Origin of the sequence: Stenotrophomonas sp. GD03877, from assembly GCF_029840555.1 — a bacterium.
Taxonomy (GTDB): Bacteria; Pseudomonadota; Gammaproteobacteria; order Xanthomonadales; family Xanthomonadaceae; genus Stenotrophomonas; species Stenotrophomonas geniculata.
Genome location: NZ_JAOCCT010000007.1, coordinates 78,836 through 100,096, shown reverse-complemented (window position 1 = coordinate 100,096; position 21,261 = coordinate 78,836). Strand labels below are relative to the sequence as shown.

Genomic DNA, 21,261 nt, shown 5'->3' with positions numbered 1-21,261 from the left:
CCACGCACTGCGTGGATGGGGCCGGGGCGGGAGCGCTAGAGCTCCCGCTCCATTTCCACGGCGTCGATCCCGGCGCCGTGGCCATCGGGCACGATCCGCGTCACCTGGAAGCCCAGCCCGGCATAGAAGCCCTGGGTGTGCTGGCTGGTACTGAGGGCGATGCGCTTGATCGAGGGATCCGCTTCAGCCTGGCGCAGGCGTGCCAGTGCCAGTTCGCGGCCCAGTCCATGCCGGTGCAGCGCGCGCTGGACCATCCCCCAGCAGAAACCGGCACTGCCGTCGCCGCGTCGCGACAGGCCGCCACAGGCCACGATGCTGCCATCGCGCTCGATGACCTGGAATGCACAGTCCGTGGCCTGTTCGCGCAGGAAGCGTTCAAAGTCACTGCGCTCTTCGGGCGCGAAGTAGGTGGGTACGTTGCTGTCGAAAATCGACAGGCAGGCGCTGGCATCGGTGGGGCGGTAGAGCAACGGTCGCCATTACGAACCACCGATCACCCTCAGTGGCCTGTCGCGCACCACGCGCTCCAATCCGTTCCTGCACAGTGGCCTGATCTTCAAGCGCAACATGCTAGTGCGCACCTTCATGCCGCATCGCTTGCTGGACCGCACCGCGTTCTCGCAGCTGGCCTTGGATTACCTGGTGTTCGGCATGGCCTACCTGGGGCGGCAACTCTCGCACTCCGGGCGGCTGTTGCAGCTGCACCCGCTGATGGCGCAGTACATACGCCGTGGCGTGGATCCAAGTGTGTTCTTCCAGGTGCGAGCTGGGCGGGCCGAGCATGAACTTGCACCTGGCTCGGTGCACCAGCTGCGCGAGGCCGATACCGATCAGGAAATCTACGGGTTGCCGGAGTGGTTGGCAGTCGTGCAGTCGGCGCTGCTCAATGAATCGGCCACGTTGTTCCGCCGTAGGTACTACACCAACGGCTCGCACGCCGGGTTCATCCTCTACATGACCGACCCGCAGCCGGAGGGCATGGATGTGGACGCCCTGCGGCAGGCGCTGCGAGACTCGCGTGGGCCGGGCAATTTCCGCAACTTGTTCGTGCATTCGCCCAACGGCAAGAAGGACGGGTTGCAGCTGATCCCGATCAGCGAAGTGGCGGCCAAGGATGAGTTCACCGGCATCAAGCGTGTGACCCGTGATGACATCCTGGCCGCGCTGCGCATCCCACCGCAGCTGCTGGGTATCGTCCCGCAGAATGCGGGCGGATTCGGCTCGATTCGGGATGCGGCCACCGTGTGGGCGTCGATGGAACTGGCTCCCCTGCAATCGCGCATGGCCATGGTCAACGAATGGATCGGTGAGGAGGTCATCACTTTTGCCCCCTTCGAAATAGAACGTTCAACGAACTAAATGCCTACCCCTGCAGGGGCGAGGTCAAGCTACTGCTTCATTCGAAACAGGGGCGACAGGGAGAAGGTCAATACCTGTCGCCCTTGGGGGGTGATCCCAGTGCGAGTAGCGGCGGCTGCATCGAACTTAGTTCCAGATCACGATAGTTCCATCTGGACTATTCAACTGCATCGCCTCTGGGCCAGAGTAGCCATCTTCACTTAAGTCGACTGTGAGTGTGACCCCTCTAGAAAACTGCGCAACCATTGTCTCGTGATCGAACCGGCAATCCTCCAGCACCAAGCTCAGCGTTGAGCGCGGAGGATTCTCCGCAATGCCATCGCTAAGGAGGCTGAAAGAGTTGTAGATATGCAGCTCCCAGCCATCGTGCGTACCTATCGTGGCCATGCCATCTTCAATCCCCAGTGTCACATTTTTTCCGATCAATGGCCGGAGAGCTTCCGCCTGGTGCTCGATCATGTTCAGGCCTATCTGACTGGGAAGTGAGACTTCGAATTAGGTAGCGTTTTCCCGGAGAGCGGATCTACGCCTTGCTTTCCAGCATTCTCGTACTTGATATAGCCAGCTGGATATCCAGGACTGTTTCCCCTGGGAGGGGTTGGGTCCATCATCCGCATGGTGGCGACTTGCCCATTACTGCCTCCGGCACCCCCAGTAAATGCGACACCGGTCTGTTTTCCTGCGGGGTTGATGACCGGAGTTGGTCCGCTCGCCCCTGTGGGTACCGGAAATGCTGTTCCGTTCGACGAGACGACATAGCTCGGGCCAGAAGGTGTCGCCGGGGCAGCGGCAGGAGTTGGCGCAGTGGGCGCTGCAGGTGCTGGTGCTGGCAGGGCCAGTGGTTGCGCCGAATTAATGGAGCCAGACATTGCCGATGCAGCAGCAGGCCCAACAACTGGCGTCGCGCGCACAATCGCTGTTGTTACCGCAAGTGCTGCGGGGCCGAACGTATCATATGCAGAGGGTGAGCTCGCTACCGAGTCGGCATGTCTCTCCGCCGCCCGTTCCTGGCGGCCATCAGGATCGACGAATCTGTAGGGATTGCCCGCAGCGTATCGATAGCGGTTGAAGGCGGAGCCCGGTTTGTCGTTTGGTGAGACGGGATCTACAGAGAGAAAGAGCCCTAGTTGGGGATCGTAGTAGCGCTGCTGCATGTAGCTCAGCCCCGTGGCAGCATCGCTCACATGCCCCGTGTAGCCAGGCCCATCCGTAACCGGTCCGTCCACGACACCCCCGTAGGGCTCATAGTCGTACCGTTTGATCACGTTGCCGCTTTCATCGGTTTCGGCAACGACCGAGCCAAGGGCGTCGGTGTGGATGTAAGTGACCGTCTGAGCAGTTGCGATTAGCGGCAGTGCCAAGCCAACCAACATCAGCCAGCAGAGCCAGGCGCCGACGACGCTCAGCTTGCCGAAATACGTTCTCATGCCCTTTCGGCGGGCCGACGCGCGGCACGCAATTCTCTCAAGCCATTCCATCCTTCCAATCCCTGAAAGAGCCTTCCAGCAAGGCATTGCCTTCATATCACAGTCCCCGTCGGCGTGACGACCGAAGTCGGCGCCAGGGGCGGGCGGGCAAGTCTTCGAGCTGGCGTCGCGGTGGGTAGGCTGTAACACCGGTAACACCTGTGTTACACCGTGGCCGCGTTCGGTGAGAATAGCGTAACCATTTGATTATAGTTGCATATTTGACTGCCGTAACACCTGCCACACTTGTAACACCGAAAAACATCAATGTTGGAAACTGTTGCTGGATTGGGGGTGTCAATCAGAAGGCAGAGGTGGCTGGAAAGCGCTGTGCCACAAGGAACTCCAAGGAACCTGTTGGCAAAACTGGCAGTGCGATGCTCGCCACACGTTTTCTGTTTCAGACCCTCAATTCATAGCCTTCCTGAAACACTGTCAGTAGTGGGAGTTTTCTTCTTGGACACTGTTGGACGCCTTGTTTTCGCTTCTTCCTGGTGTCTGCGAATTTGGCTCCCACTTGGTGGCTGATGCCCCTGCCAGATACCCCCTTTAGTGCAGGGTTTCGCAGGTAGTTGGATGCCCCTCAACGTCATCCATAGCCTTGCTGGGCCTGCTCCTGGCCTTTGTGCAGGTGGTGCAGAAAAAGCACCCTATGAAGTGCGCAGGCGTGGCGGGGAGACGAGTGCGCACGCCGGGGTACGCACGGCGCTGGACCGCCTGCGCCCTCCCATCCGCTCAACTGCCTCTCAACCGCTTCTACGGGCCGCTGACGCGCAGCGCGCAGCAGCTCTTGGTGTTGGTCGCTTGCCTGGGCGCTCATGCTGCTACGCGCGCTCAGGACCTTGCGCATGCGGCACCTCATTTCGTTACGGCTGTCAGAGGCGGTGGCGAGGGAGCGGCGTGCTTCGCGATGCACGCAGGTCGGTCATCTGAAACTGCTTGCGTGCACTCTCGCTTCTCCAAGTGCAGCGCTCTTGCTGACTATCTGGATTGCCGTCCCAACGCGCAGGGCGCGCTGCTGATAGGCCAGGAATCAACGGATTGACGAAGTATGGGTCGGGGTATGGGGCCACATACGAACCCAAGAAAAAAGCCCCTGAAATCAGGGGCTTAGTTCGTAACTTGGCGGAGAGAGGGGGATTCGAACCCCCGAAGCGCGGTTTAGACGCTTACACACTTTCCAGGCGTGCTCCTTCAACCACTCGGACACCTCTCCGGATCCCTGCCATCGGCAAACGCCTCAGCAGGGGCGCAGATTCTAGCGGGCTGCGCGGCACTTCACAAGCACCCCAGCCAGGAACCTGCGAAGGACGTGCCGGAGGCGAGGGGGCTGGACAGGCATGGCACAATGGAACATCCGATGGAAAACGGTGGCCTGATGTCCTACCTCGTCCTTGCCCGCAAGTGGCGTCCGAAGCGTTTTGCCGAGCTGGTGGGCCAGGAACACGTGGTCCGTGCGCTCAGCAACGCGCTGGACAGCGGCCGGGTCCACCACGCTTTCCTGTTCACCGGTACCCGCGGCGTGGGCAAGACCACCATCGCGCGCATCTTCGCCAAGTCGCTGAACTGCGAGCAGGGCACCAGCGCCGACCCGTGCGGCCAGTGCGCGGCCTGCCTGGACATCGACGCCGGCCGTTACATCGACCTGCTGGAAATCGACGCCGCGTCCAACACCGGTGTGGATGACGTGCGTGAAGTGATCGAGAACGCGCAGTACATGCCCTCGCGTGGCAAGTACAAGGTCTACCTGATCGACGAAGTGCACATGCTGTCCAAGGCGGCGTTCAACGCGCTGCTGAAGACGCTGGAAGAACCGCCGGAGCACGTGAAGTTCCTGCTGGCCACCACCGACCCGCAGAAGCTGCCGGTCACCGTGCTGAGCCGCTGCCTGCAATTCAACCTCAAGCGCCTGGACGAGGATCAGATCCAGGGCCAGATGACGCGCATCCTGGCGGCAGAAGAGATCGAGGCCGACGGCAGTGCCATCGTACAGCTGGCCAAGGCCGCTGACGGTAGCCTGCGCGACGGCCTGTCGCTGCTGGACCAGGCGATCGCCTACGCCGGCGGCGCGCTGCGCGAGGACGTGGTGCGCACCATGCTGGGCACGGTCGACCGCACCCAGGTGGCAGCGATGCTCGATGCGCTGGCCGAGGGCGATGGTCCGCGCCTGCTGCAGGTGGTGGCCGCGCTGGCCGAATTCTCGCCCGACTGGAGTGGCGTGCTGGAAGCATTGGCCGAAGGCCTGCATCGCATCCAGGTGCAGCAGCTGGTACCGGGTGCCGCAGCGGCCGCTGAAGGCCTGGACGCGACGGTGTTCGCCGAACGCCTGCGCCCGGAAGTGGTGCAGCTCTGGTACCAGATGGCCTTGAATGGCCGCCGCGATCTGCCGTTGGCGCCGAGTCCGCGCGCGGGCTTTGAAATGGCCGTGCTGCGCATGCTGGCGTTCCGTCCGGCTGCGGCAGTACCGCCAGTGCCGAAGTCGGTGGACGGTGCAGGCAATGCGCCGGGCGGCAATGCTGCCGGGGGCGGCAGCGGTGCGGGTACCCATGAAGCGGCGCCGGCGACTGCCGCCGCTTCGGCAAGCCCGACCGTGGCAGCGCAGGTTGCCGCTCCGGTGCAGGCCGCGCCGCGCGAACCTGAACCCGAACCGGAGCCGGTCCCGCAACCCGACCCTGAGCCGACGCCGGAGCCCAAGCCCGTTCCGGTGGAGGAGCCGGTGTCACCGCCGCCGGTGAAGGCCGAAGCCGTGGCGCCTCCGTCTGTTGAAGCAGAAGCGGGCGACGACCTGCCGCCGTGGGCCACCGACGAAGCCGAGGCGCGTGACGAGGCGCTGGCGGCCGAGATGGCTGGGCCGGACGCCGCAATGGTGGCGCCCTGGCATGAACCGCCGGCTCCCGTCGCGGCTCCCGGCGAGCCTGCGCCGTCCGAGCGCCCGTTCCGCACTGAAGGCATTGCCATCGCGCCAACAGAGTCGGCCCCGGCACGTGATGCCGTGCCGCAGGAAGGCGTCAGCGAGCTGGCCACGGCCGAGGACTGGCTCGACCTGGTGGCCAACAGTGGCCTGAGCGGCCCGTCGCGGCAGCTGGCGGCCAACGCTGCCTTCATCAGTTGCCAGCACGGGACCTTGAAATTGGGCCTTTCGCCCGGATTTGAGTACCTGCGCTCGGAGCGTGCGCTGGCGGCCTTGGGCGAGATGCTGGAGAAAGCCCTTGGCCAGGCGCCGAAGATCGTGGTCGAGACCGTGGAAATCGAGCACGTTCCGGCCGAGACCCTGCATCAGCGTGCCGACCGCCAGCGTAGTGAGCGGCAGCAGGTGGCAGAGGCTGTTTTCATGGACGATCCGGAAGTGCAGGTGCTGATCCAACAGCACGGCGCCCGGGTTGTTTCCGATTCCATCCGTTCTTTTGACGAGTAGAGACTATGCGCGGCAACATCGCCCAACTGATGCAGCAGGCCCAGAAGATGCAGGAAAACCTGCAGAAGGCCCAGGAAGAAATCGCCAGGATCGAAGTGACCGGCAGCGCCGGTGGCGGCATGGTCAGCGTGACCCTGACCGGTGCCAAGGAATGCCGCAAGGTGCGCATCGATCCGTCGCTGGCCAGCGACCCGGAGATGCTGGAAGACCTGATCGCCGCCGCCTTCAACGATGCCTCGAACAAGATCGATGCCGAGTCGAAGTCGAAGATGGGGTCGGCCACCGCTGGCATGCAGCTGCCGCCGGGCATGAAGCTGCCGTTCTGATTTTCAGCGTGGCACCCGTGTAACCGGGTGCCACGGACCCTGTAGCCGTCGAGCCTGCTCGACGCAATGAAAGCCTGTCGCCGTGTCCGCACCCCTGCTTGAACAATTGATCGACGCGTTGCGGGTGCTGCCGGGCGTAGGCCAGAAGACTGCGCAGCGCATGGCCTACCACCTGCTCGAGCGTGAGCGCGAAGGTGGCCAGCGCCTGGCCGAAACCCTGGCGCTGGCGGTGGAACGCATCGGCCACTGCGCGCAGTGCCGCGATTTCAGCGAAACCGAGCTGTGCCCGACCTGTGCCAACAGCAGCCGCGAGCGCAGCCAGCTGTGTGTGGTCGAATCGCCGGCCGACCGCCTGGCCATCGAAAACGCCACCGGCTTCCGCGGTGTCTACTTCGTGCTGCAGGGCCGTCTATCACCGCTTGATGGCATCGGCCCGCGCGAGCTGGGCCTGGAGCAGCTGGAGCGACGGCTGGCCGAAGGCGAGGTGCAGGAGCTGATCATCGCCACCAGCGCCACTGTCGAGGGCGAGGCCACCGCGCATTACCTGGCGCAGCTGGCGCGTGCACGCAAGGTGCAGCCCAGCCGTCTGGCGCAGGGCCTGCCGCTGGGCGGCGAACTGGAATACGTCGATCGTGGCACGCTGTCGCACGCGTTCGGGACGCGCAGCGAATTCCGCGATTGAGCAACGGCCGGCATGGCCGGGCGTGAGCGGCCTACAATGCGGGAGACATCCCCGCCGAGGCCGACCATGAGCAACGAAACCCTCTTCAGCAAGATCATCCGTCGCGAGATCCCGGCCACCATCGTCTACGAGGATGACGAGGTGCTGGGCTTCAAGGACATCGCACCGCAGGCGCCGGTGCACGTGCTGTTCATTCCGAAGAACGAGATCATTCCGACCCTGGATGACCTGCAGCCGTCGCAGGCGCACCTGATCGGGAAGCTGGCGCTGGCTGCCGCCGAGTACGCGCGCCGCGAAGGCTTCGCACAGGACGGCTACCGCATCGTGATGAATTGCCGCGAGGATGCCGGCCAGACCGTATTCCATATCCACATGCACCTGCTGGCCGGTGCGTCGCTGGGGCACTTCGGTACCCCGGGACGTTGAGCGCCCGGTATCCGCGCCATGCGTGGATGAAAAAGGCCGCCCGAGGGCGGCCTTTTCCGTCATGCGTGTGTGGTGACGATCACCACCAGCCCCAGCGACCATAGCCGCCCCAGTACGGGCCATACGGGCCCGGGCCCCACGGGCCATAGGGGTAGGGCACCACATCGACCTGGCGCTGTTCCGGCCACAGGTAGATCACATCGGCCGACAGCTTCGGCAGGCGGTAGTCGTACTCGCCGATGCGGGTGTTCTGGTAGCCGTCGATCTTGCCGATGAAGGTCACGTCACGACCGGCTTCGAACACCGCCGGGTCGTAGAAGCCGGCACGGCAGGCAATGAAGCGGCCGTCGCTGGCGTCGGACGAGGTGGTGTTCGGGCGGCCACTGCCATTGAGCGGGCGCGAGATGATCTGGAAGCAGGTCTCGCCCTGGCCGGGCTTGGTTTCGATGATGCGACCGCCCCAACGGACCGGCGTGCCGACCTGCTGGGTAGCGACCGAGTCGCGAGGGGAGACCAGGCTGAACTGTCCCTGCAGCGGCTTGGGGGCCGTGGCGCAGGCCGACAGGGCCAGCGTGGCCACAGCGGTGAGAAGGAACTTGGTGTTCATGGGGAGGCTCCGGAAGTCGGGCGATGCCTGCGCAGGTCCCGCAATAATGAAGCGAGGTCGGTGCAAGTTCCAGCGTAGCGCGCGTCGGCGAAACGCTGGCTGAGTGCGAGCAGGGCCGGGTCGGGGCGCTGCCGGTGTACCCGCTGTGCCCAGTCCTGTGCGGTTTCGTGCGGTTCACGGGCCAGGCCGAGGCGGGCGTAGCGCCGTCCGAGCCGGTGCCAGGCGCGCAGCAGCGGCTCGCGTTCGCGCTCGCCACGGGCCAGCAGCCAGGCCATCCACGCCAGCGCCAGCAGTGCGGCTACCACGAAGCCAGCGACCAGCTGCCCGGGGCCCAGATCGTCCAGCCCGAACGGCTTGAGCAGCTGCTGCTGGCGGCGCGCATCGAAGGACAGCACCAGATCGTTCCAGCCGCGGCGCAGCCAGTCGCCCATCTGGCCCAGCTGCAGCCAACGCTGCTGCAGTGGTGTGTCCGTGCCGGCCTGCAGGCGGTCATCCAGGGTGTCCAGGATGCGTTCCGGTGCCACGGCTGCGGTCGGGTCAACCCTGACCCAGCCGCGCTGCGGCAGCCATACCTCGGCCCAGGCGTGGGCATCCATCCGCCGCACCACCCAGTAGTCGCCGATGCGGTTGCGGGTGCCACCAGCGAAACCGGTCACCACCCGCGCCGGGACGCCGGCGTTGCGCATCAGCACCACGAAGGCCGAGCTGAAGTGTTCACAGAAGCCGGCCTTGTAGCCGAACAGGAACTCGTCGATCGGGTCGCGCCCTGCCGCAGGGGTATCCAGCGTGTACGAGAAATCGGTGGTGATCCACTGCAGCGCGCGGCGCACGATGGCCTCGTCGTCGCTGCCAGCGTCCTGCCGCCATTGCTGCGCCAGCGTGGCGGTGCGCGGGTTGAAGCCGGCCGGCAGCTGCAACGTCGCGCGGCGCAGATAGGGCGACAGCGTGCTGTCGAAGCGCAGTGGCGGGGCCGAATGCAACCGCCAGCGGCTGAGCGAGGCCAGCGGGCGTTCGCTGCTCAGGCTCATGTCCGCATCCAGCACGCTGCCCGCAGGTGCGCGGCTGGGCAGGTCCAGCGCCACCAGCTGGCGGCGGTCGGTGGGCTCGTAATCGATCTGGTAGTCCCAGCCCTGTGTACCCGCTGCAACCACTGCAGCAGGTCGCCGCGCGCTGGCACGGTCGCGTGTCCAGCGCCGTCCATCGAAGGCGGTCAGTACAGGGCCGCGCCAGTAGCGCTGCGCCGGCTCGGGCGGAGCGCCGAAGAACTGCACGCGCAGCGCCGGGGTGTCGTCGGCCATCAGGTCCAGCCACTGGCCGGGTTCCATGCTGTCGGACAGCCCCGGTGTACCCACGGCGCGTTCGGGAATACCCCACAGTGGCGTGGCCAGTCGGGGGAAGAGCCAGAAGCAGGCCAGTGCCAGCGGCAGGCCGATCGCCAGCAGGCGGCCGACACCACGCAGCTGTCCACGCAGTGGCTGGCGGCCAGCATGGCCTTCATCCTGCGCCAGGCGTTGCAGTGCGATCAGTGCGCTGCCCCCGGCCAGCGTGGCCAGCGCTGTTGTCAGCGGCCCCTGGTCGAGCAGGAATGCTGCAAAGGGCGAGAACAGCGCGAAGCCGAGCAGGCTGCGGGCATCACGCAGGCTGCGCAGCTCGCTGGACTTGATCGCCAGCATCGCGGCCAGCAGCGCGCAACCGGTATCGCGTCCTGGGCGCACCACGCCCATCTGCCAGACGATGGCGCCGAGCATGCCCAGCACCAGCAGCAGGCGTACCGGCATCGGCAACACTGTCCGCCACGACAGGGCGGCAGTGATGATCGCCGCCAGCGCGATCACGCCCGCCAGCAGTGGTGGCAGCTGCAGCAGCAACGGCAACAGTGCCAGCGCCGCGCTGGCCAGGGTCCAGTTGCGGGCATTGCGGTCGAGCAGGGCCGGGGTCTCAGTCATGCGGCATCAGCGCCAGCGCGCGCAGGCACAAGTGATGATGGCTGGCGCCCTGGCCGGGCCCGAACGGTGGATGCGCAGGCAGCAGCAGGGTGTAGCGGCGGCCCTCGCGCTCGGCCACATCCACCCAGCGCGCCAATCGAGCGATGCGTGCTTCATGGCCCAGCGGCGCCAATGAGCGCCAGTCGAGGATCACTTCGATGCCGACCGGCTTTTCGTACTCGCGCACCAGCAGGCTGTCGCGGCGTGCCGAGTGCTTCCAGGAAATGCTGCGCGGCGCATCGCCCGCCCGGTAGGGGCGCAGCTGATGCAGCTCCTCGCCGCTGGCATGGGCACGGGTATGCAGCGGATCGCTGCCGCTCTCCGGCAGTGCAGGCGCCACGGCCTCGGCCAGCGGGTAGACCAGCAGCGGCTGTTCCGGCCACACCCACGACCATGCCCGCACCAGGCCCAGCGGCTGGGTGGTGGACAGGCGGATACGCGGCAGTTCCAGCCAGCCACGGCGTTCGCTGGGAACGTCCAGTTCCACTTCGCCACGGCCGTGCGCAGGCAGCGAGGTCCAGGCGTTGCTGTCACCCAGCTGCAGATGAAGGCCGTGCCGCGCACGCGGATCACGCAGTGAGAGGTCTACGCGCAGGCGCAACGGTTGCCCGGCCGGTACCGGCTCGGCCGAGATCGCATCGATCTGCACGCCGGACAACTGGAGATGCGCGGCAATGGCACTGGCGATGGCCGCTGCGGCAAGCAGCAGGGCCAGCAGCAGCGCCGGATTGTTGTTGTAGTTCAGCGCGCCCAGCAGCATGGCCACCAGCAGGGTGGCAACGAACAGGCCGAAGCGGGTGGGCAGCACATAGATGCGATGGCGGTCCAGCCGCTTCGGCAAGGCTTCGGGCCTGCGTGGCCGTGCCAGCAGCTGCATGCGTGCCCAGCGTGTGGCCACGCTCAATCCACCGCGACGGTCTGCAGGATCGCGCGCGCCAGTGCCGGTCCCGAACTGGATTCGGCTTCCGCCACCAGCCGGTGACCAGCCACTGCGACGAACAGCGTCTGCACGTCCTCGGGCACGACATGCCCGCGACCCAGCAGCAGGGCATGTGCCCTGGCCGCACGCAGCAATGCCAGGCCGGCGCGTGGTGACAGGCCGACGCGCACGCCGGCGTGCTGGCGGCTGCGGGTCAGCAGGGCCTGCACATAGTCGATCAGCGCGTCGCTGGCATGCACCTGGTTCACCGCGTCGCGCAGCGCGCGCACCTGGGTGTCATCCAGTTTCGGTACGGCGCGCGCGATCAGGTCGCGGCGGTCGCTGCCACGCAGCAGTTCGCGTTCGGCCTGGGCACTGGGGTAGCCCATCGCCAGCCGCAGCAGGAAACGATCCAGCTGCGAATCCGGCAGCGGGAAGGTGCCGGACAGGTCCACCGGGTTCTGCGTGGCGATCACGAAGAACGGGTCGGGCAGCGGATGCGTCTGTCCGTCCAGGGTGACCTGTTGTTCGGCCATCGCTTCCAGCAACGCGCTCTGCGTGCGTGGTGGTGCACGGTTGATCTCGTCGGCCAGCAGTACGTGGGTGAACACCGGGCCTGGGTGGAACTGGAACTGGCGGCTGCCGGCTTCATACACCGACACGCCCAGCACATCGGCCGGCAACAGGTCGGAGGTGAACTGCACGCGCTGGAAGCTGAGGCCGAGGCTGCTGGCCAGCGCATGCGCCAGCGTGGTCTTGCCCAGGCCGGGCAGATCTTCGATCAGCAGGTGGCCGCCGGACAGCAATGCAACGAACGCCAGCCTGACTTCCGGCACCTTGCCCAGTACCAGTGCGTTCACCTGATCCTGTGCCTCCCGCAGGGCCTGACGCAATTGATCGGTTAGCATGCTGGGATTGGGGGACGAAGCTGGCATGATCGTCTCAGATCTGGAATCCACTCGATTATCCATAGAGCAATGCAAGGCGAACAGCGCGCACGGACGATATTTCTCTGGTTATGGACGCTGGTCACAGCGGCCAAGCTGATCGTTGCCGCGCGCCTGCCGCTGTTCGTCGACGAAGCGTTCTATTGGCAGGAAGGCCAGCATCTGGCCGCGGCCTATTCGGATCTGCCCGGGCTGACCGCCTGGCTGGCCCGCCTGGGCGTGGAGATCGGCGGGCATCACGTGCTCGCGCTGCGCCTGCCGTTCCTGGCCATCGGTGCGCTGCTGCCGCTGCTGGTGGTGCGCACGGCCACGCGCTGGTTCGGCAATGTGGCCGGTTGGCAGGCGGGCAGCCTCACGCTGTTGATGCCGTTGTCGGCGACGCTGGGCCTGCTGGCGGTACCGGACGTGCCGATGGCGTTGGCGGCAGTGATCTGCCTGCACGCCGGTGCGCGCCTGCTGCACAACGTGGATGCCTCCTCGGCGATGAAGCTGGCGCTGGGCCTGCTGATCGGTGCACTCAGCCACTACCGTTTCATCGGTGTCATCGGCGTCGGTTTCATCGCGTTGCTGGCATTGCCGCAGGGACGTCGCATGCTGGCCGATCCGCGCGTGTGGGTGGCATTGGCGGTGGGCGTGCTGGCATGGCTGCCACTGCTGGCGTGGAATGCGGACAACCACGATGCCGGCCTGAAATTCCAGGTGATCGAGCGTCATCCCTGGGCGTTTGAATGGGGCGGGCTGTGGTTCCTGGTGATCCAGCCGATGCTGGTCACGCCGATCCTGTGCATGGCGATGTGGAAGGTGGCGCTGGCAGGAACCCGGAGCGGTGGCGGTGCGCGCGTGCAGTGGCGCTATTTCGGCCTGGTGGGCGGCGTATCCACGCTGGGCATTTTCGTGCTCGGCTTCTTCACTGACGTCGAGCGGATCAGCTTCCACTGGCCGCTGCCGGGCTACCTCGCATTGCTGGTGGCGGTGCCGGTGGTGCTCAACGGCTGGCCGCGCTGGCTGCGCCGCACCGGCTGGTGGCTGGCCGGCGCGGGCATGGTGCTGGCCTTCGGCTACTACCTGATGGCATCCACGCCGGCACTGCGCGAGCAGATGGCCGGCAGCAAGTACTATCCGCGCAATTTCGCCGGCTGGCAGCCACTGGCAGTTGCGGTCCATGAAGAGCTGCGGCAGATGCCGGAAGGAACGCGCGTGCTGGCCGGCAACTTCAAGGTTGGCGCCGAGCTGGGTTTCCAGCTGGGCAATGGCAACATCGAGGTACTGCCGCATCCGCTCAATGACAAGCATGGCCGCACCGCGCAGCTGGCGCAGTGGGGCCTGCTGCATGAGGGCGAGCGCACGGTGCCGATGCTGCTGGTGCTGTCACCCAGCGACCAGCGCTATCGCGAACTGCTGGAGCGCTATCACGCCATCTGCAATCAGGTGGGGCCGATGCCTGCGCCACGCGTGGTCAGCAGTGATCATGGTTTCCAGCGCTTCCTGCTGTTCCGGCTGCCGGTGCAGCGCGCAGAGGGGCCGTGCGTGACGCCGGCGATGGCGTGGCTGGATGCGCCGTCCAATGGCGAGAAGGTGTCCGGCACGCTCGCAATCAACGGCTGGGCGTTCAAGGATGGTGTCGGCTTGGCGCGCGTCGAAGTGCTGGTCGATGGTCGCTCGATCGGTGACGCCCGCTATGGGCGTGTGTTCGACGTGCGCCACACCTGGCCGGACAGTACCGATCCGCAGCATCCGGCGGTGGGCTTCGACGCATCGTTGGATACCACCACGCTGGCTCCGGGCAAGCACTGGCTCGGGCTGCGCCTGCATGGCCGCGATGGCAGTGTGGAGGCGTGGCAGGAGCAGCCGTTCGAGGTTCGTTGAGGTCCTCTGGTCCTGTAGAGCCGAGCCGATGCTCGGCTGCTTCTGCTTCTGCTTCTGCTTCAGATGCAGGCAGCCTCGAAAAAAGCAACCGAGCATGGGCTCGGCTCTACAGTTCAGGGCACCGCGAAACCGGCCCTGCGCAGTAATCCGCATACCGCGATCAGCGGCAGGCCGATCAGCGCGGTCGGGTCGCGGTTGTCGATGGCGTCGAACAGGCTGATGCCCAGGCCCTCGCATTTGAAGCTGCCAGCGCAGTCCAGCGGCTGTTCGGTGGCTACGTAGCGGGCGATTTCGTCCGGTTCCAGTGTGCGGAAGCAGACTTCGGTCAGATCGACGGCCGTGAATGATTCTCCGTCACGACTGAGACAGACGGCGGTGTGGAAGCGGACGATCTGCCCCGACATCGCTGCCAGCTGCGCACAGGCGGCCTCGACCGTACCCGGTTTGCCCAGTGGCTGGCCGTTCAGGTCTGCGACCTGGTCCGAGCCGATCACCCACGCGCCGGGATGGCGGGACGCCACCTCGGCCGCTTTGGCGGCGGCCAGGCGGGTGGCCAGGGCCAGCGGAGCCTCCCCGTTCAAGGGAGTCTCATCCACGTCCGGACGTGCGCAGTCGAAGGGCAGGCCCAGCCGTTCCAGCAGCTCGCGGCGGTAGCGGGAGGTAGAGGCCAGGACCAGTGACATGCGAGAATACCGGGGCAGGGCATGGCAGTCTGGCGTGTCCGCAGCGCCAGCAGCAAGTCCTGTATGGCGGGCATTTGACAGTCGCCGCCCCGATCCTTAGTATTCAGCGGCTTATGTCCGCGAACGTGCCCGAAACGCTGGATGCCTGGCGGATGGTTGTAGCGCGAAGGCGCTTCGACGGTCAGGTCTCCCTGGCTGAATTGACCCGCCTGCAGGGGTTGGTCGCAGATACCGACGGCGAGTGCGTCTACTCGCTTGAATTCGGTCGCGACGACGTCTTGCGGGTATCCTATGTGGAACTGACCATCGACACCGCGCTGCCGCTGACCTGTCAGCGCAGCATGCAGCGATTCCTGTTGCCGGTGAAGGTGACCCAGAGGCTTGGCCTGATCCGCGACGAGGACGAGGAATCGTCCCTGCCGGAGGAGTACGAGGCGTTGCTGGTGCCGGAAGATGGCCAGCTGAAGCCGCTGGATCTGGTCGAGGACGAGCTGGTGCTGGCGGTGCCGGTGGTACCGCTGTCGCCCGACGGTGAAGCAGTCGACAAGGACTGGGCGCCGAGCGAAGAAGAAACAAAGAAGGCCAACCCGTTTGCGGCGTTGGCGGCATTGAAGAAACAATAGCAGCCGGTTGTCGTCGGCGGCTGCGGCGAAAGCGAAAAGTGTGCTGGGCGCTGGCGTCCTGTGCGACGAAACGACGAAGCAAAACGAACCGAGTTTGGAGCAATCCCATGGCTGTCCAGAAATCCCGTGTTACCCCGTCCCGCCGCGGCCAGCGCCGTTCGCATGACGCCCTGAGCGCCAAGCAGCTGTCGACCGACCCGACCACCGGCGAAGTGCATCTGCGTCACCACATCACTGCCGATGGTTTCTACCGCGGCAAGAAGGTCATCCAGACCAAGACCTCGGCCGTCGAAGAAGATTGATGTGCCGGGAAGGCCGCTGCCTCCGGGCAGCGGCCTTTGCCTTCTTTCCCGGGCGTGCCGGTGATCGGCGGCCCGCGCAACAGGAAACATGATGAGCAAGCGGATCTACTCGAGGATCGCGGGCACCGGCAGCTATTTGCCGGAAAAAGTCCTGACCAACGCCGACCTGGAAAAAATGGTCGAAACCTCGGACGAGTGGATCCAGTCGCGCACCGGCATTCGTGAACGGCACATCGCGGCCGAAGGCGAAACCACCAGCGACCTTGGCTACAACGCCGCCCTGCGCGCGCTGGAAGCCGCAGGCATCGACGCTTCGCAGCTCGACATGATCGTGGTCGGTACGACCACGCCTGACCTTATTTTCCCGTCCACCGCGTGCCTGATCCAGGCCAAGCTCGGTGTGGCCGGGTGCCCCGCCTTCGACGTCAACGCAGCCTGCTCGGGCTTCGTGTTCGCGCTGGGCGTGGCCGATAAATTCATCCGTTCCGGTGACTGCAAGCACGTGCTGGTGATCGGCACCGAAACGCTGACCCGCATGGTCGACTGGAACGATCGCACCACCTGCGTACTGTTCGGCGATGGCGCTGGCGCCGTCGTGCTCAAGGCCGACGAAGAGACCGGCATCCTCAGCACCCACCTGCATGCCGACGGCAGCAAGAAGGAACTGCTGTGGAACCCGGTCGGCGTCTCGAGCGGTTTCAAGGACGGCGCCAACGGTGGCGGCACCATCAACATGAAGGGCAACGACGTGTTCAAGTACGCCGTCAAGGCGCTGGACTCGGTCGTGGACGAGACCCTGGCCGCCAACGGCCTGGACAAGTCCGACCTGGATTGGCTGATTCCGCACCAGGCCAACCTGCGCATCATCGAAGCCACCGCCAAGCGCCTGGACATGTCGATGGACCAGGTCGTGGTGACCGTCGACAAGCACGGCAATACCTCGTCCGGCTCGGTGCCGCTGGCGCTGGACGCCGCCGTGCGTTCGGGCAGGGTCGAACGTGGCCAGCTGCTGCTGCTGGAAGCCTTCGGCGGCGGCTTCACGTGGGGTTCGGCTCTGCTGCGCTATTGATAGTGCAAGTTACGACAACGTGAAGCTTTGTCGTTGCGGCCCCTCTGGGGCCGTAACGCGTTTAAGGAGGACCTGTCATGGTTGAGCCCATCGTCATCGAAGGGCAACGTGCCTGGCTGAAGCAGTACGGCAAGGGAAGCCGGGCGCTGGCCCTTGGCCTGCTCAATTTTGTTGCCCGTCGTTTTCATCTGGACGCCCTGCGCCCGCCGCCGCACCGTGGCGGCGACGCCGCACGCGAAACCGAAGCCCGTCGCCTTGCAGAACTGCAGGCGCAGGGCGTGAACGTGCCCGACGTGCTGGGCACCGGCCATGCCGCGCTGGTAATCGGCGACAACGGCAGCTCGTTCAATACCTGCCTGCGCCAGGCCGACGAGGCCGGTCGTGATCGGCTGGTCATGGCGGCGATGCTGGCCATTGCCGCAGCGCATGCGCGTGGCGCCTATTTCGGCCAGCCGTTGCCGCGCAATCTCACCTGGGATGGCGAGAACGTCGGTTTCATCGACTTCGAGGAAGATCCGCTGGAAGTGATGGATCTGTCCGAAGCGCAGGCCCGCGACTGGCTGATGTTCGGCTATGGCGTGGCCAAGTACTACGCCGACCGCCCCGAGCACCTGCAGGCGATGATGGCCGAGGCGATGGGCGGTGCCCAGGCACCGGTGCGCGAGCACGTGCATGCGGTCAGTGGCCGCCTGCGCAGCCTGGCCCGGGTCTGCATGAAGCTGGGCCGTTCAGCGCGCGCGCTGGCCCATTCCATTTTCATCACCCATGGCGCCAGTACTGCGGGCGTGCTGATGCTGGTGGGGCTGTGCGTGGATTTCCTCGCCGACGGCGATCTGGACGTCCTGCAGCTGTTCTGCTGATCGTCGGCCGGGGTCAGATCCCATTTCCGGTGGAAAAGGGATCTGACCCTGTCATTGCTCCATACGCCTGCATACGCGCACGTACAGACGACACAGCGGATTCCCCCTTATCATGGCCCGCTTCGATTGCAACAAGCGGATGACCGCGTGACCCTATCCACCCTCGCTTTTGTCTTCCCCGGCCAGGGCTCGCAGTCTGTGGGCATGGTGGCCGAGCTGGCCGAACTGCACCCGCAGGTGCGTGACGCCTTCACCGAGGCGTCCGATGGTGCCGGCGTCGACCTGTGGGCGCTGTCCCAGGGCGGCCCGGAGGAAATGCTCAACCGCACCGAATACACCCAGCCGGCCCTGCTGGCTGCAAGCATCGGCGTGTGGCGCGCCTGGAACGCCGTGGGCGGTCCGCGCCCGTCGGTGCTGGCCGGTCACAGCCTGGGCGAGTACACCGCCCTGGTTGCCGCTGGCGCGCTGAGCCTGCATGACGGTGCGCACCTGGTGCGCCTGCGCGGCCAGTTGATGCAGGAAGCCGCGCCGGCCGGTGTCGGCGCCATGGCCGCCGTGCTCGGCGCCGAAGACCAGCTGGTGCTGGACGTCTGCGCTGAAGCGGCAGGCAGCCAGGTGGTGGTGCCGGCCAACTTCAATTCGCCGGGCCAGATCGTGATTGGTGGCGACGCCGATGCGGTCGACCGCGCGCTGGCGCTGCTGGCCGAGAAGGGCGTGCGCAAGGCGGTCAAGCTGGCCGTGAGCGTGCCCTCGCACACCCCGCTGATGCGCGAAGCCGCCAACCGCCTGGCCGAAGTGATGGCCGGCCTGGCCTGGCAGGCGCCGCAGCTGCCGGTGGCGCAGAACGTCGACGCCAAGGTGCATGACGGCATCGACGCGATCCGTACCGCGCTGGTCCAGCAGCTGTACCAGCCGGTGCAGTGGACCGGCTGCGTGCAGGCGCTGGCTGGCCGTGGCGTCACCCAGATCGCCGAGTGCGGCCCGGGCAAGGTGCTGACCGGCCTGGTCAAGCGCATCGACAAGGCCATCGACGGCCGTTCGCTGGCCACGCCGGGCGACTTCGAAGCTGCCCGCGAGGCATGGTCGGCCTGATCCCCCTGTTCCTGCCGACCGTACCAGTGGCCGCTGCACGCGGCACGGGTGCGGCGGCCGCCCCAGCCTGAGGAAAACATCATGAGCAAGCCCCTGCAGGGTGAAATCGCACTGGTCACCGGCGCCAGCCGTGGCATTGGTGCCGCCATCGCCGATCTGCTGGCCGCCCAAGGCGCCACCGTCATCGGCACCGCCACCACCGAATCCGGCGCTGCCGCGATCGGTGAGCGCCTGGCCGCCCACGGTGGTCATGGCCGCGCGCTGAATGTCACCGACGCGGCTGCGCTGGACAGCGTGCTGGACGGCATCGCCAAGGAATTCGGTCCGATCTCGATCCTGGTCAACAACGCCGGCATCACCCGCGACAACCTGCTGATGCGCATGAAGGACGAGGACTGGGCGTCGATCATCGACACCAACCTGACCAGCGTGTTCCGCACCAGCAAGGCCGTCATGCGCGGCATGATGAAGGCGCGCAAGGGCCGCATCATCAACATCGCATCGGTGGTGGGCGTGACCGGCAACGCCGGCCAGGCCAACTACGCTGCCGCCAAGGCCGGCATCATCGGCTTCAGCAAGTCGCTGGCCAAGGAAATCGGCTCGCGGGGTGTCACCGTCAATGTTGTCGCTCCTGGCTTCATCGACACCGACATGACCAAGGCGTTGCCGGAAGAAGCGCGTACCGCGCTGATCAACGACATCGCCCTCGAACGCCTGGGTTCGCCGGAAGACATCGCCCATGCGGTGGCCTTCCTGGCCGGCCCGGCTGCCGGTTACATCACCGGCGAAACCCTCCATGTGAACGGTGGCATGTACATGCCGTAAGCAAGGGGCGCAGGGATTGCGCCGCAAGTGGTTGATCTGCTGAGGTTTTTGCTGCGATGCAAGGCCGCGCCGGTTTCCACTACACTATCCCACGGCCATCGCCTTTGATGGCGACCACTTTTGAACCACAACTCCATCTGGAGCGAGATCCCATGAGCACCATCGAAGAACGCGTCAAGAAAATCGTCGTCGAACAGCTTGGCGTCAAGGAAGAAGAAGTCACCAACAGCGCATCGTTCGTCGATGACCTGGGCGCTGACTCGCTGGACACCGTCGAGCTGGTGATGGCCCTGGAAGAAGAATTCGAGTGCGAGATCCCGGACGAAGAAGCCGAGAAGATCAGCACCGTGCAGGCCGCCATCGACTACATCAAGGCCCACGTCAAGGCCTGATGTCAGACGGCAGTGCGCGCGCGGGTTCACGCTCGCCGCGCACCGCACCCCATGGGGCCGCTGTTGCGGCCCCGTGTGTTTGAGCATCACACCGAAGCAAACCGAGTTGCCCGTTGAAACCATCCGGGCCAGGAGAATCAGCAATGAAGCGTCGCGTCGTCGTAACCGGCCTGGGTATCGTCTCGCCGTTGGGCAATGATCTGGCCAGCAGCTGGGAAGGCATCACCCATGGTCGTTCGGGCATCGGTCCGCTGACCAACGTTTCTGATGCCTATCTGGATCGGTTCACCACCAAGATTGCAGGTGAGGTCAAGGGATTCGACATCACCGCCGACAATGAACTGTTCGGCAAATTCCGGGTCAGCGGCAAGGATGCCAAGAAGATGGACCCGTTCATCCATTACGGCCTCGGTGCCTCGTTCATGGCCCTGCACGACTCGGGCCTGGAGATCACCGACGCCAATGCCGAACGCATCGGCGCCATCGTCGGCGCCGGCATCGGCGGCCTGCTCGGCATCGAAGAGCAGACCATCGAGTTCCACGAGGGCAAGAAGATCTCGCCCTTCTACGTGCCCAAGACCATCATCAACATGCTGCCGGGCCAGCTGAGCATCATCACCGGCCTGAAGGGCCCGTCGTTCTCGGCGGTGTCGGCGTGCGCGACCTCGAACCACTCGATCGGCACCGCGATGCGCATGATCCAGTACGGCGATGCCGACGTGATGGTGGTCGGTGGTGCCGAGCGTGGCTCGTCGCCGACCGCGCTGGGCGGCTTCTGCGCGATGAAGGCCATGAGCACCCGCAACGATGCCCCGGAACAGGCCTCGCGCCCATGGGACAAGGACCGTGACGGCTTCGTGCTGGGCGACGGCGCCGGCATCCTGATCCTGGAAGAGTACGAGCACGCCAGGGCGCGTGGCGCGAAGATCTACTGCGAGCTGGCCGGTTTCGGCGCCAGCTCCGATGCGTACCACATGACCGCACCGAGCGAGAACGGCGAAGGTGCCGCCCGCTGCATGGCCATGGCCATGAAGGACGCCGGCGTGACCCCGGAGCAGGTCGGCTACCTCAACGCGCACGGCACCTCCACGCCACTGGGCGACCTGGGCGAGACCATGGCGATGAAGACCGCCTTCGGCGACCACGCCTACAAGATGATGGTCAGCTCCACCAAGTCGATGACCGGCCATCTGCTGGGCGCTGCCGGCGGCGTGGAAGCGATCTTCTCGGTGATGGCGCTGCAGGACAACGTCATTCCGCCGACCATCAACCTGCAGCAGCCGGGCGAAGGCTGCGACCTGGACTACGTGCCCAACGAAGCACGCCAGGCCAAGGTGGACGTGGTGATGTCGAATGGTTTTGGCTTCGGCGGCACCAACGGCACGCTGGTCTTCAAGCGCGTCTGACCGAGTTGTAG

Annotated in this window: 21 protein-coding genes, 1 tRNA gene and 1 pseudogene; 14 read left to right on the top strand and 9 right to left on the bottom strand. The window is 65.5% G+C overall.

The genetic code is table 11. The features are described from left to right. Window positions 1-35 precede the first annotated feature (35 nt). The gene (locus N5D20_RS07505) at window positions 36-470 is read right to left on the bottom strand and encodes a GNAT family N-acetyltransferase (protein WP_010483855.1); all 435 of its coding nucleotides are present in this window, start codon (window positions 468-470) and stop codon (window positions 36-38) included. On the opposite strand from N5D20_RS07505, the pseudogene N5D20_RS07500 reads away from it, so the two are divergent. Continuing rightward, window positions 469-1,359, top strand: a pseudogene (locus tag N5D20_RS07500) (phage portal protein); the annotation flags it as partial. The gene N5D20_RS07505 and the pseudogene N5D20_RS07500 sit on opposite strands and share 2 nt — an antisense overlap. A gap of 126 nt (window positions 1,360-1,485) precedes the next feature. Here N5D20_RS07500 and N5D20_RS07495 read toward each other — a convergent pair. The 3 genes from N5D20_RS07495 to N5D20_RS07485 all read right to left on the bottom strand — a co-directional run bounded on the left by N5D20_RS07495 (window position 1,486) and on the right by N5D20_RS07485 (window position 4,041). After that, a complete protein-coding gene (locus N5D20_RS07495; protein ID WP_019659511.1) occupies window positions 1,486-1,818 on the bottom strand; it encodes a hypothetical protein in 333 nt (110 codons plus the stop codon). An 8-nt stretch (window positions 1,819-1,826) separates the two neighbouring features. Next, window positions 1,827-2,732, bottom strand: coding sequence for an RHS repeat-associated core domain-containing protein (locus tag N5D20_RS07490; RefSeq protein ID WP_233654162.1), 906 nt, complete (start codon window positions 2,730-2,732; stop codon window positions 1,827-1,829). 1,216 nt (window positions 2,733-3,948) lie between these two features. Continuing rightward, window positions 3,949-4,041 (bottom strand) — tRNA-Ser (locus N5D20_RS07485). Window positions 4,042-4,203: 162 nt separating this feature from the next. Between N5D20_RS07485 and dnaX the strand changes: the two genes are divergently transcribed. The 4 genes from dnaX (at window position 4,204) to N5D20_RS07465 (ending at window position 7,674) form a co-directional block, all read left to right on the top strand. After that, the gene (gene dnaX, locus N5D20_RS07480) at window positions 4,204-6,240 is read left to right on the top strand and encodes a DNA polymerase III subunit gamma/tau (RefSeq protein WP_279914726.1); all 2,037 of its coding nucleotides are present in this window, start codon (window positions 4,204-4,206) and stop codon (window positions 6,238-6,240) included. Between the two features lie 5 nt (window positions 6,241-6,245). Then, a complete protein-coding gene (locus tag N5D20_RS07475) occupies window positions 6,246-6,566 on the top strand; it encodes a YbaB/EbfC family nucleoid-associated protein (protein WP_010483846.1) in 321 nt (106 codons plus the stop codon). Between the two features lie 82 nt (window positions 6,567-6,648). Continuing rightward, entirely contained in the window at window positions 6,649-7,248 is a 600-nt protein-coding gene (gene recR, locus N5D20_RS07470) for a recombination mediator RecR (protein WP_032127775.1), read from the top strand. Window positions 7,249-7,314: 66 nt separating this feature from the next. Beyond that, on the top strand, window positions 7,315-7,674 hold the full coding sequence (locus tag N5D20_RS07465; RefSeq protein ID WP_010483842.1) for a histidine triad nucleotide-binding protein: 360 nt from the start codon (window positions 7,315-7,317) through the stop codon (window positions 7,672-7,674). A 79-nt stretch (window positions 7,675-7,753) separates the two neighbouring features. On the opposite strand, the gene N5D20_RS07460 is transcribed toward N5D20_RS07465, so the two are convergent. The 4 genes from N5D20_RS07460 to N5D20_RS07445 are packed head-to-tail and all read right to left on the bottom strand — an operon-like array spanning window position 7,754 to window position 12,120. Further along, entirely contained in the window at window positions 7,754-8,281 is a 528-nt protein-coding gene (locus N5D20_RS07460) for a Slp family lipoprotein (RefSeq protein ID WP_005408301.1), read from the bottom strand. After that, window positions 8,278-10,227, bottom strand: coding sequence for a DUF3488 and transglutaminase-like domain-containing protein (locus N5D20_RS07455; RefSeq protein WP_143994353.1), 1,950 nt, complete (start codon window positions 10,225-10,227; stop codon window positions 8,278-8,280). The genes N5D20_RS07460 and N5D20_RS07455 overlap by 4 nt, the downstream gene beginning before the upstream one ends. Next, complete coding sequence (locus N5D20_RS07450; protein ID WP_032952475.1) at window positions 10,220-11,143, bottom strand: DUF58 domain-containing protein; 924 nt, start codon at window positions 11,141-11,143, stop codon at window positions 10,220-10,222. The genes N5D20_RS07455 and N5D20_RS07450 overlap by 8 nt, the downstream gene beginning before the upstream one ends. A gap of 23 nt (window positions 11,144-11,166) precedes the next feature. Next, window positions 11,167-12,120 carry an AAA family ATPase gene (locus N5D20_RS07445; protein WP_043398214.1) on the bottom strand — a complete coding sequence of 318 codons (954 nt, stop codon included), beginning with the start codon at window positions 12,118-12,120 and terminating at the stop codon, window positions 11,167-11,169. A 42-nt stretch (window positions 12,121-12,162) separates the two neighbouring features. On the opposite strand from N5D20_RS07445, the gene N5D20_RS07440 reads away from it, so the two are divergent. Beyond that, the gene (locus tag N5D20_RS07440; RefSeq protein WP_279914725.1) at window positions 12,163-13,998 is read left to right on the top strand and encodes a glycosyltransferase family 39 protein; all 1,836 of its coding nucleotides are present in this window, start codon (window positions 12,163-12,165) and stop codon (window positions 13,996-13,998) included. A gap of 113 nt (window positions 13,999-14,111) precedes the next feature. Here the strand turns inward: N5D20_RS07440 and N5D20_RS07435 are convergent, their stop codons facing one another. Then, complete coding sequence (locus tag N5D20_RS07435) at window positions 14,112-14,681, bottom strand: Maf family nucleotide pyrophosphatase (RefSeq protein WP_043398220.1); 570 nt, start codon at window positions 14,679-14,681, stop codon at window positions 14,112-14,114. Window positions 14,682-14,794: 113 nt separating this feature from the next. Between N5D20_RS07435 and N5D20_RS07430 the strand changes: the two genes are divergently transcribed. From N5D20_RS07430 to fabF, 8 genes are all read left to right on the top strand, one after another. Continuing rightward, window positions 14,795-15,304, top strand: coding sequence for a YceD family protein (locus N5D20_RS07430; RefSeq protein WP_019659501.1), 510 nt, complete (start codon window positions 14,795-14,797; stop codon window positions 15,302-15,304). A gap of 107 nt (window positions 15,305-15,411) precedes the next feature. After that, window positions 15,412-15,606: a 50S ribosomal protein L32 gene (gene rpmF, locus N5D20_RS07425; RefSeq protein WP_005408308.1), complete on the top strand. Its 195-nt coding sequence runs from the start codon at window positions 15,412-15,414 to the stop codon at window positions 15,604-15,606. Window positions 15,607-15,697: 91 nt separating this feature from the next. Then, window positions 15,698-16,675, top strand: a complete 978-nt coding sequence (locus tag N5D20_RS07420) for a beta-ketoacyl-ACP synthase III (protein WP_014036188.1) — start codon at window positions 15,698-15,700, stop codon at window positions 16,673-16,675. 77 nt (window positions 16,676-16,752) lie between these two features. Beyond that, window positions 16,753-17,535: a hypothetical protein gene (locus N5D20_RS07415; RefSeq protein WP_043398227.1), complete on the top strand. Its 783-nt coding sequence runs from the start codon at window positions 16,753-16,755 to the stop codon at window positions 17,533-17,535. Between the two features lie 147 nt (window positions 17,536-17,682). Further along, window positions 17,683-18,627, top strand: a complete 945-nt coding sequence (gene fabD, locus N5D20_RS07410) for an ACP S-malonyltransferase (RefSeq protein WP_043398230.1) — start codon at window positions 17,683-17,685, stop codon at window positions 18,625-18,627. 81 nt (window positions 18,628-18,708) lie between these two features. Next, on the top strand, window positions 18,709-19,452 hold the full coding sequence (gene fabG / locus N5D20_RS07405) for a 3-oxoacyl-ACP reductase FabG (protein WP_004146899.1): 744 nt from the start codon (window positions 18,709-18,711) through the stop codon (window positions 19,450-19,452). Between the two features lie 152 nt (window positions 19,453-19,604). Further along, on the top strand, window positions 19,605-19,844 hold the full coding sequence (gene acpP / locus N5D20_RS07400; RefSeq protein ID WP_005415509.1) for an acyl carrier protein: 240 nt from the start codon (window positions 19,605-19,607) through the stop codon (window positions 19,842-19,844). Between the two features lie 143 nt (window positions 19,845-19,987). Beyond that, window positions 19,988-21,250 carry a beta-ketoacyl-ACP synthase II gene (fabF, locus tag N5D20_RS07395; protein WP_019338749.1) on the top strand — a complete coding sequence of 421 codons (1,263 nt, stop codon included), beginning with the start codon at window positions 19,988-19,990 and terminating at the stop codon, window positions 21,248-21,250. Window positions 21,251-21,261 lie beyond the last annotated feature (11 nt).

Coding starts and splice junctions, on each gene's coding strand:
- fabG (WP_004146899.1), top strand. CDS start 18,709: ATGAGCAAGCCCCTGCAGGGTGAAATCGCACTGGTCACCGGCGCCAGC.
- N5D20_RS07460 (WP_005408301.1), bottom strand. CDS start 8,281: ATGAACACCAAGTTCCTTCTCACCGCTGTGGCCACGCTGGCCCTGTCG.
- fabF (WP_019338749.1), top strand. CDS start 19,988: ATGAAGCGTCGCGTCGTCGTAACCGGCCTGGGTATCGTCTCGCCGTTG.
- N5D20_RS07450 (WP_032952475.1), bottom strand. CDS start 11,143: ATGCAGCTGCTGGCACGGCCACGCAGGCCCGAAGCCTTGCCGAAGCGG.
- N5D20_RS07445 (WP_043398214.1), bottom strand. CDS start 12,120: ATGCCAGCTTCGTCCCCCAATCCCAGCATGCTAACCGATCAATTGCGT.
- rpmF (WP_005408308.1), top strand. CDS start 15,412: ATGGCTGTCCAGAAATCCCGTGTTACCCCGTCCCGCCGCGGCCAGCGC.
- N5D20_RS07420 (WP_014036188.1), top strand. CDS start 15,698: ATGAGCAAGCGGATCTACTCGAGGATCGCGGGCACCGGCAGCTATTTG.
- N5D20_RS07465 (WP_010483842.1), top strand. CDS start 7,315: ATGAGCAACGAAACCCTCTTCAGCAAGATCATCCGTCGCGAGATCCCG.
- N5D20_RS07435 (WP_043398220.1), bottom strand. CDS start 14,681: ATGTCACTGGTCCTGGCCTCTACCTCCCGCTACCGCCGCGAGCTGCTG.
- N5D20_RS07455 (WP_143994353.1), bottom strand. CDS start 10,227: ATGACTGAGACCCCGGCCCTGCTCGACCGCAATGCCCGCAACTGGACC.
- N5D20_RS07430 (WP_019659501.1), top strand. CDS start 14,795: ATGTCCGCGAACGTGCCCGAAACGCTGGATGCCTGGCGGATGGTTGTA.
- acpP (WP_005415509.1), top strand. CDS start 19,605: ATGAGCACCATCGAAGAACGCGTCAAGAAAATCGTCGTCGAACAGCTT.
- dnaX (WP_279914726.1), top strand. CDS start 4,204: ATGTCCTACCTCGTCCTTGCCCGCAAGTGGCGTCCGAAGCGTTTTGCC.
- N5D20_RS07495 (WP_019659511.1), bottom strand. CDS start 1,818: ATGATCGAGCACCAGGCGGAAGCTCTCCGGCCATTGATCGGAAAAAAT.
- N5D20_RS07475 (WP_010483846.1), top strand. CDS start 6,246: ATGCGCGGCAACATCGCCCAACTGATGCAGCAGGCCCAGAAGATGCAG.
- N5D20_RS07440 (WP_279914725.1), top strand. CDS start 12,163: ATGCAAGGCGAACAGCGCGCACGGACGATATTTCTCTGGTTATGGACG.
- N5D20_RS07490 (WP_233654162.1), bottom strand. CDS start 2,732: ATGTTGGTTGGCTTGGCACTGCCGCTAATCGCAACTGCTCAGACGGTC.
- N5D20_RS07415 (WP_043398227.1), top strand. CDS start 16,753: ATGGTTGAGCCCATCGTCATCGAAGGGCAACGTGCCTGGCTGAAGCAG.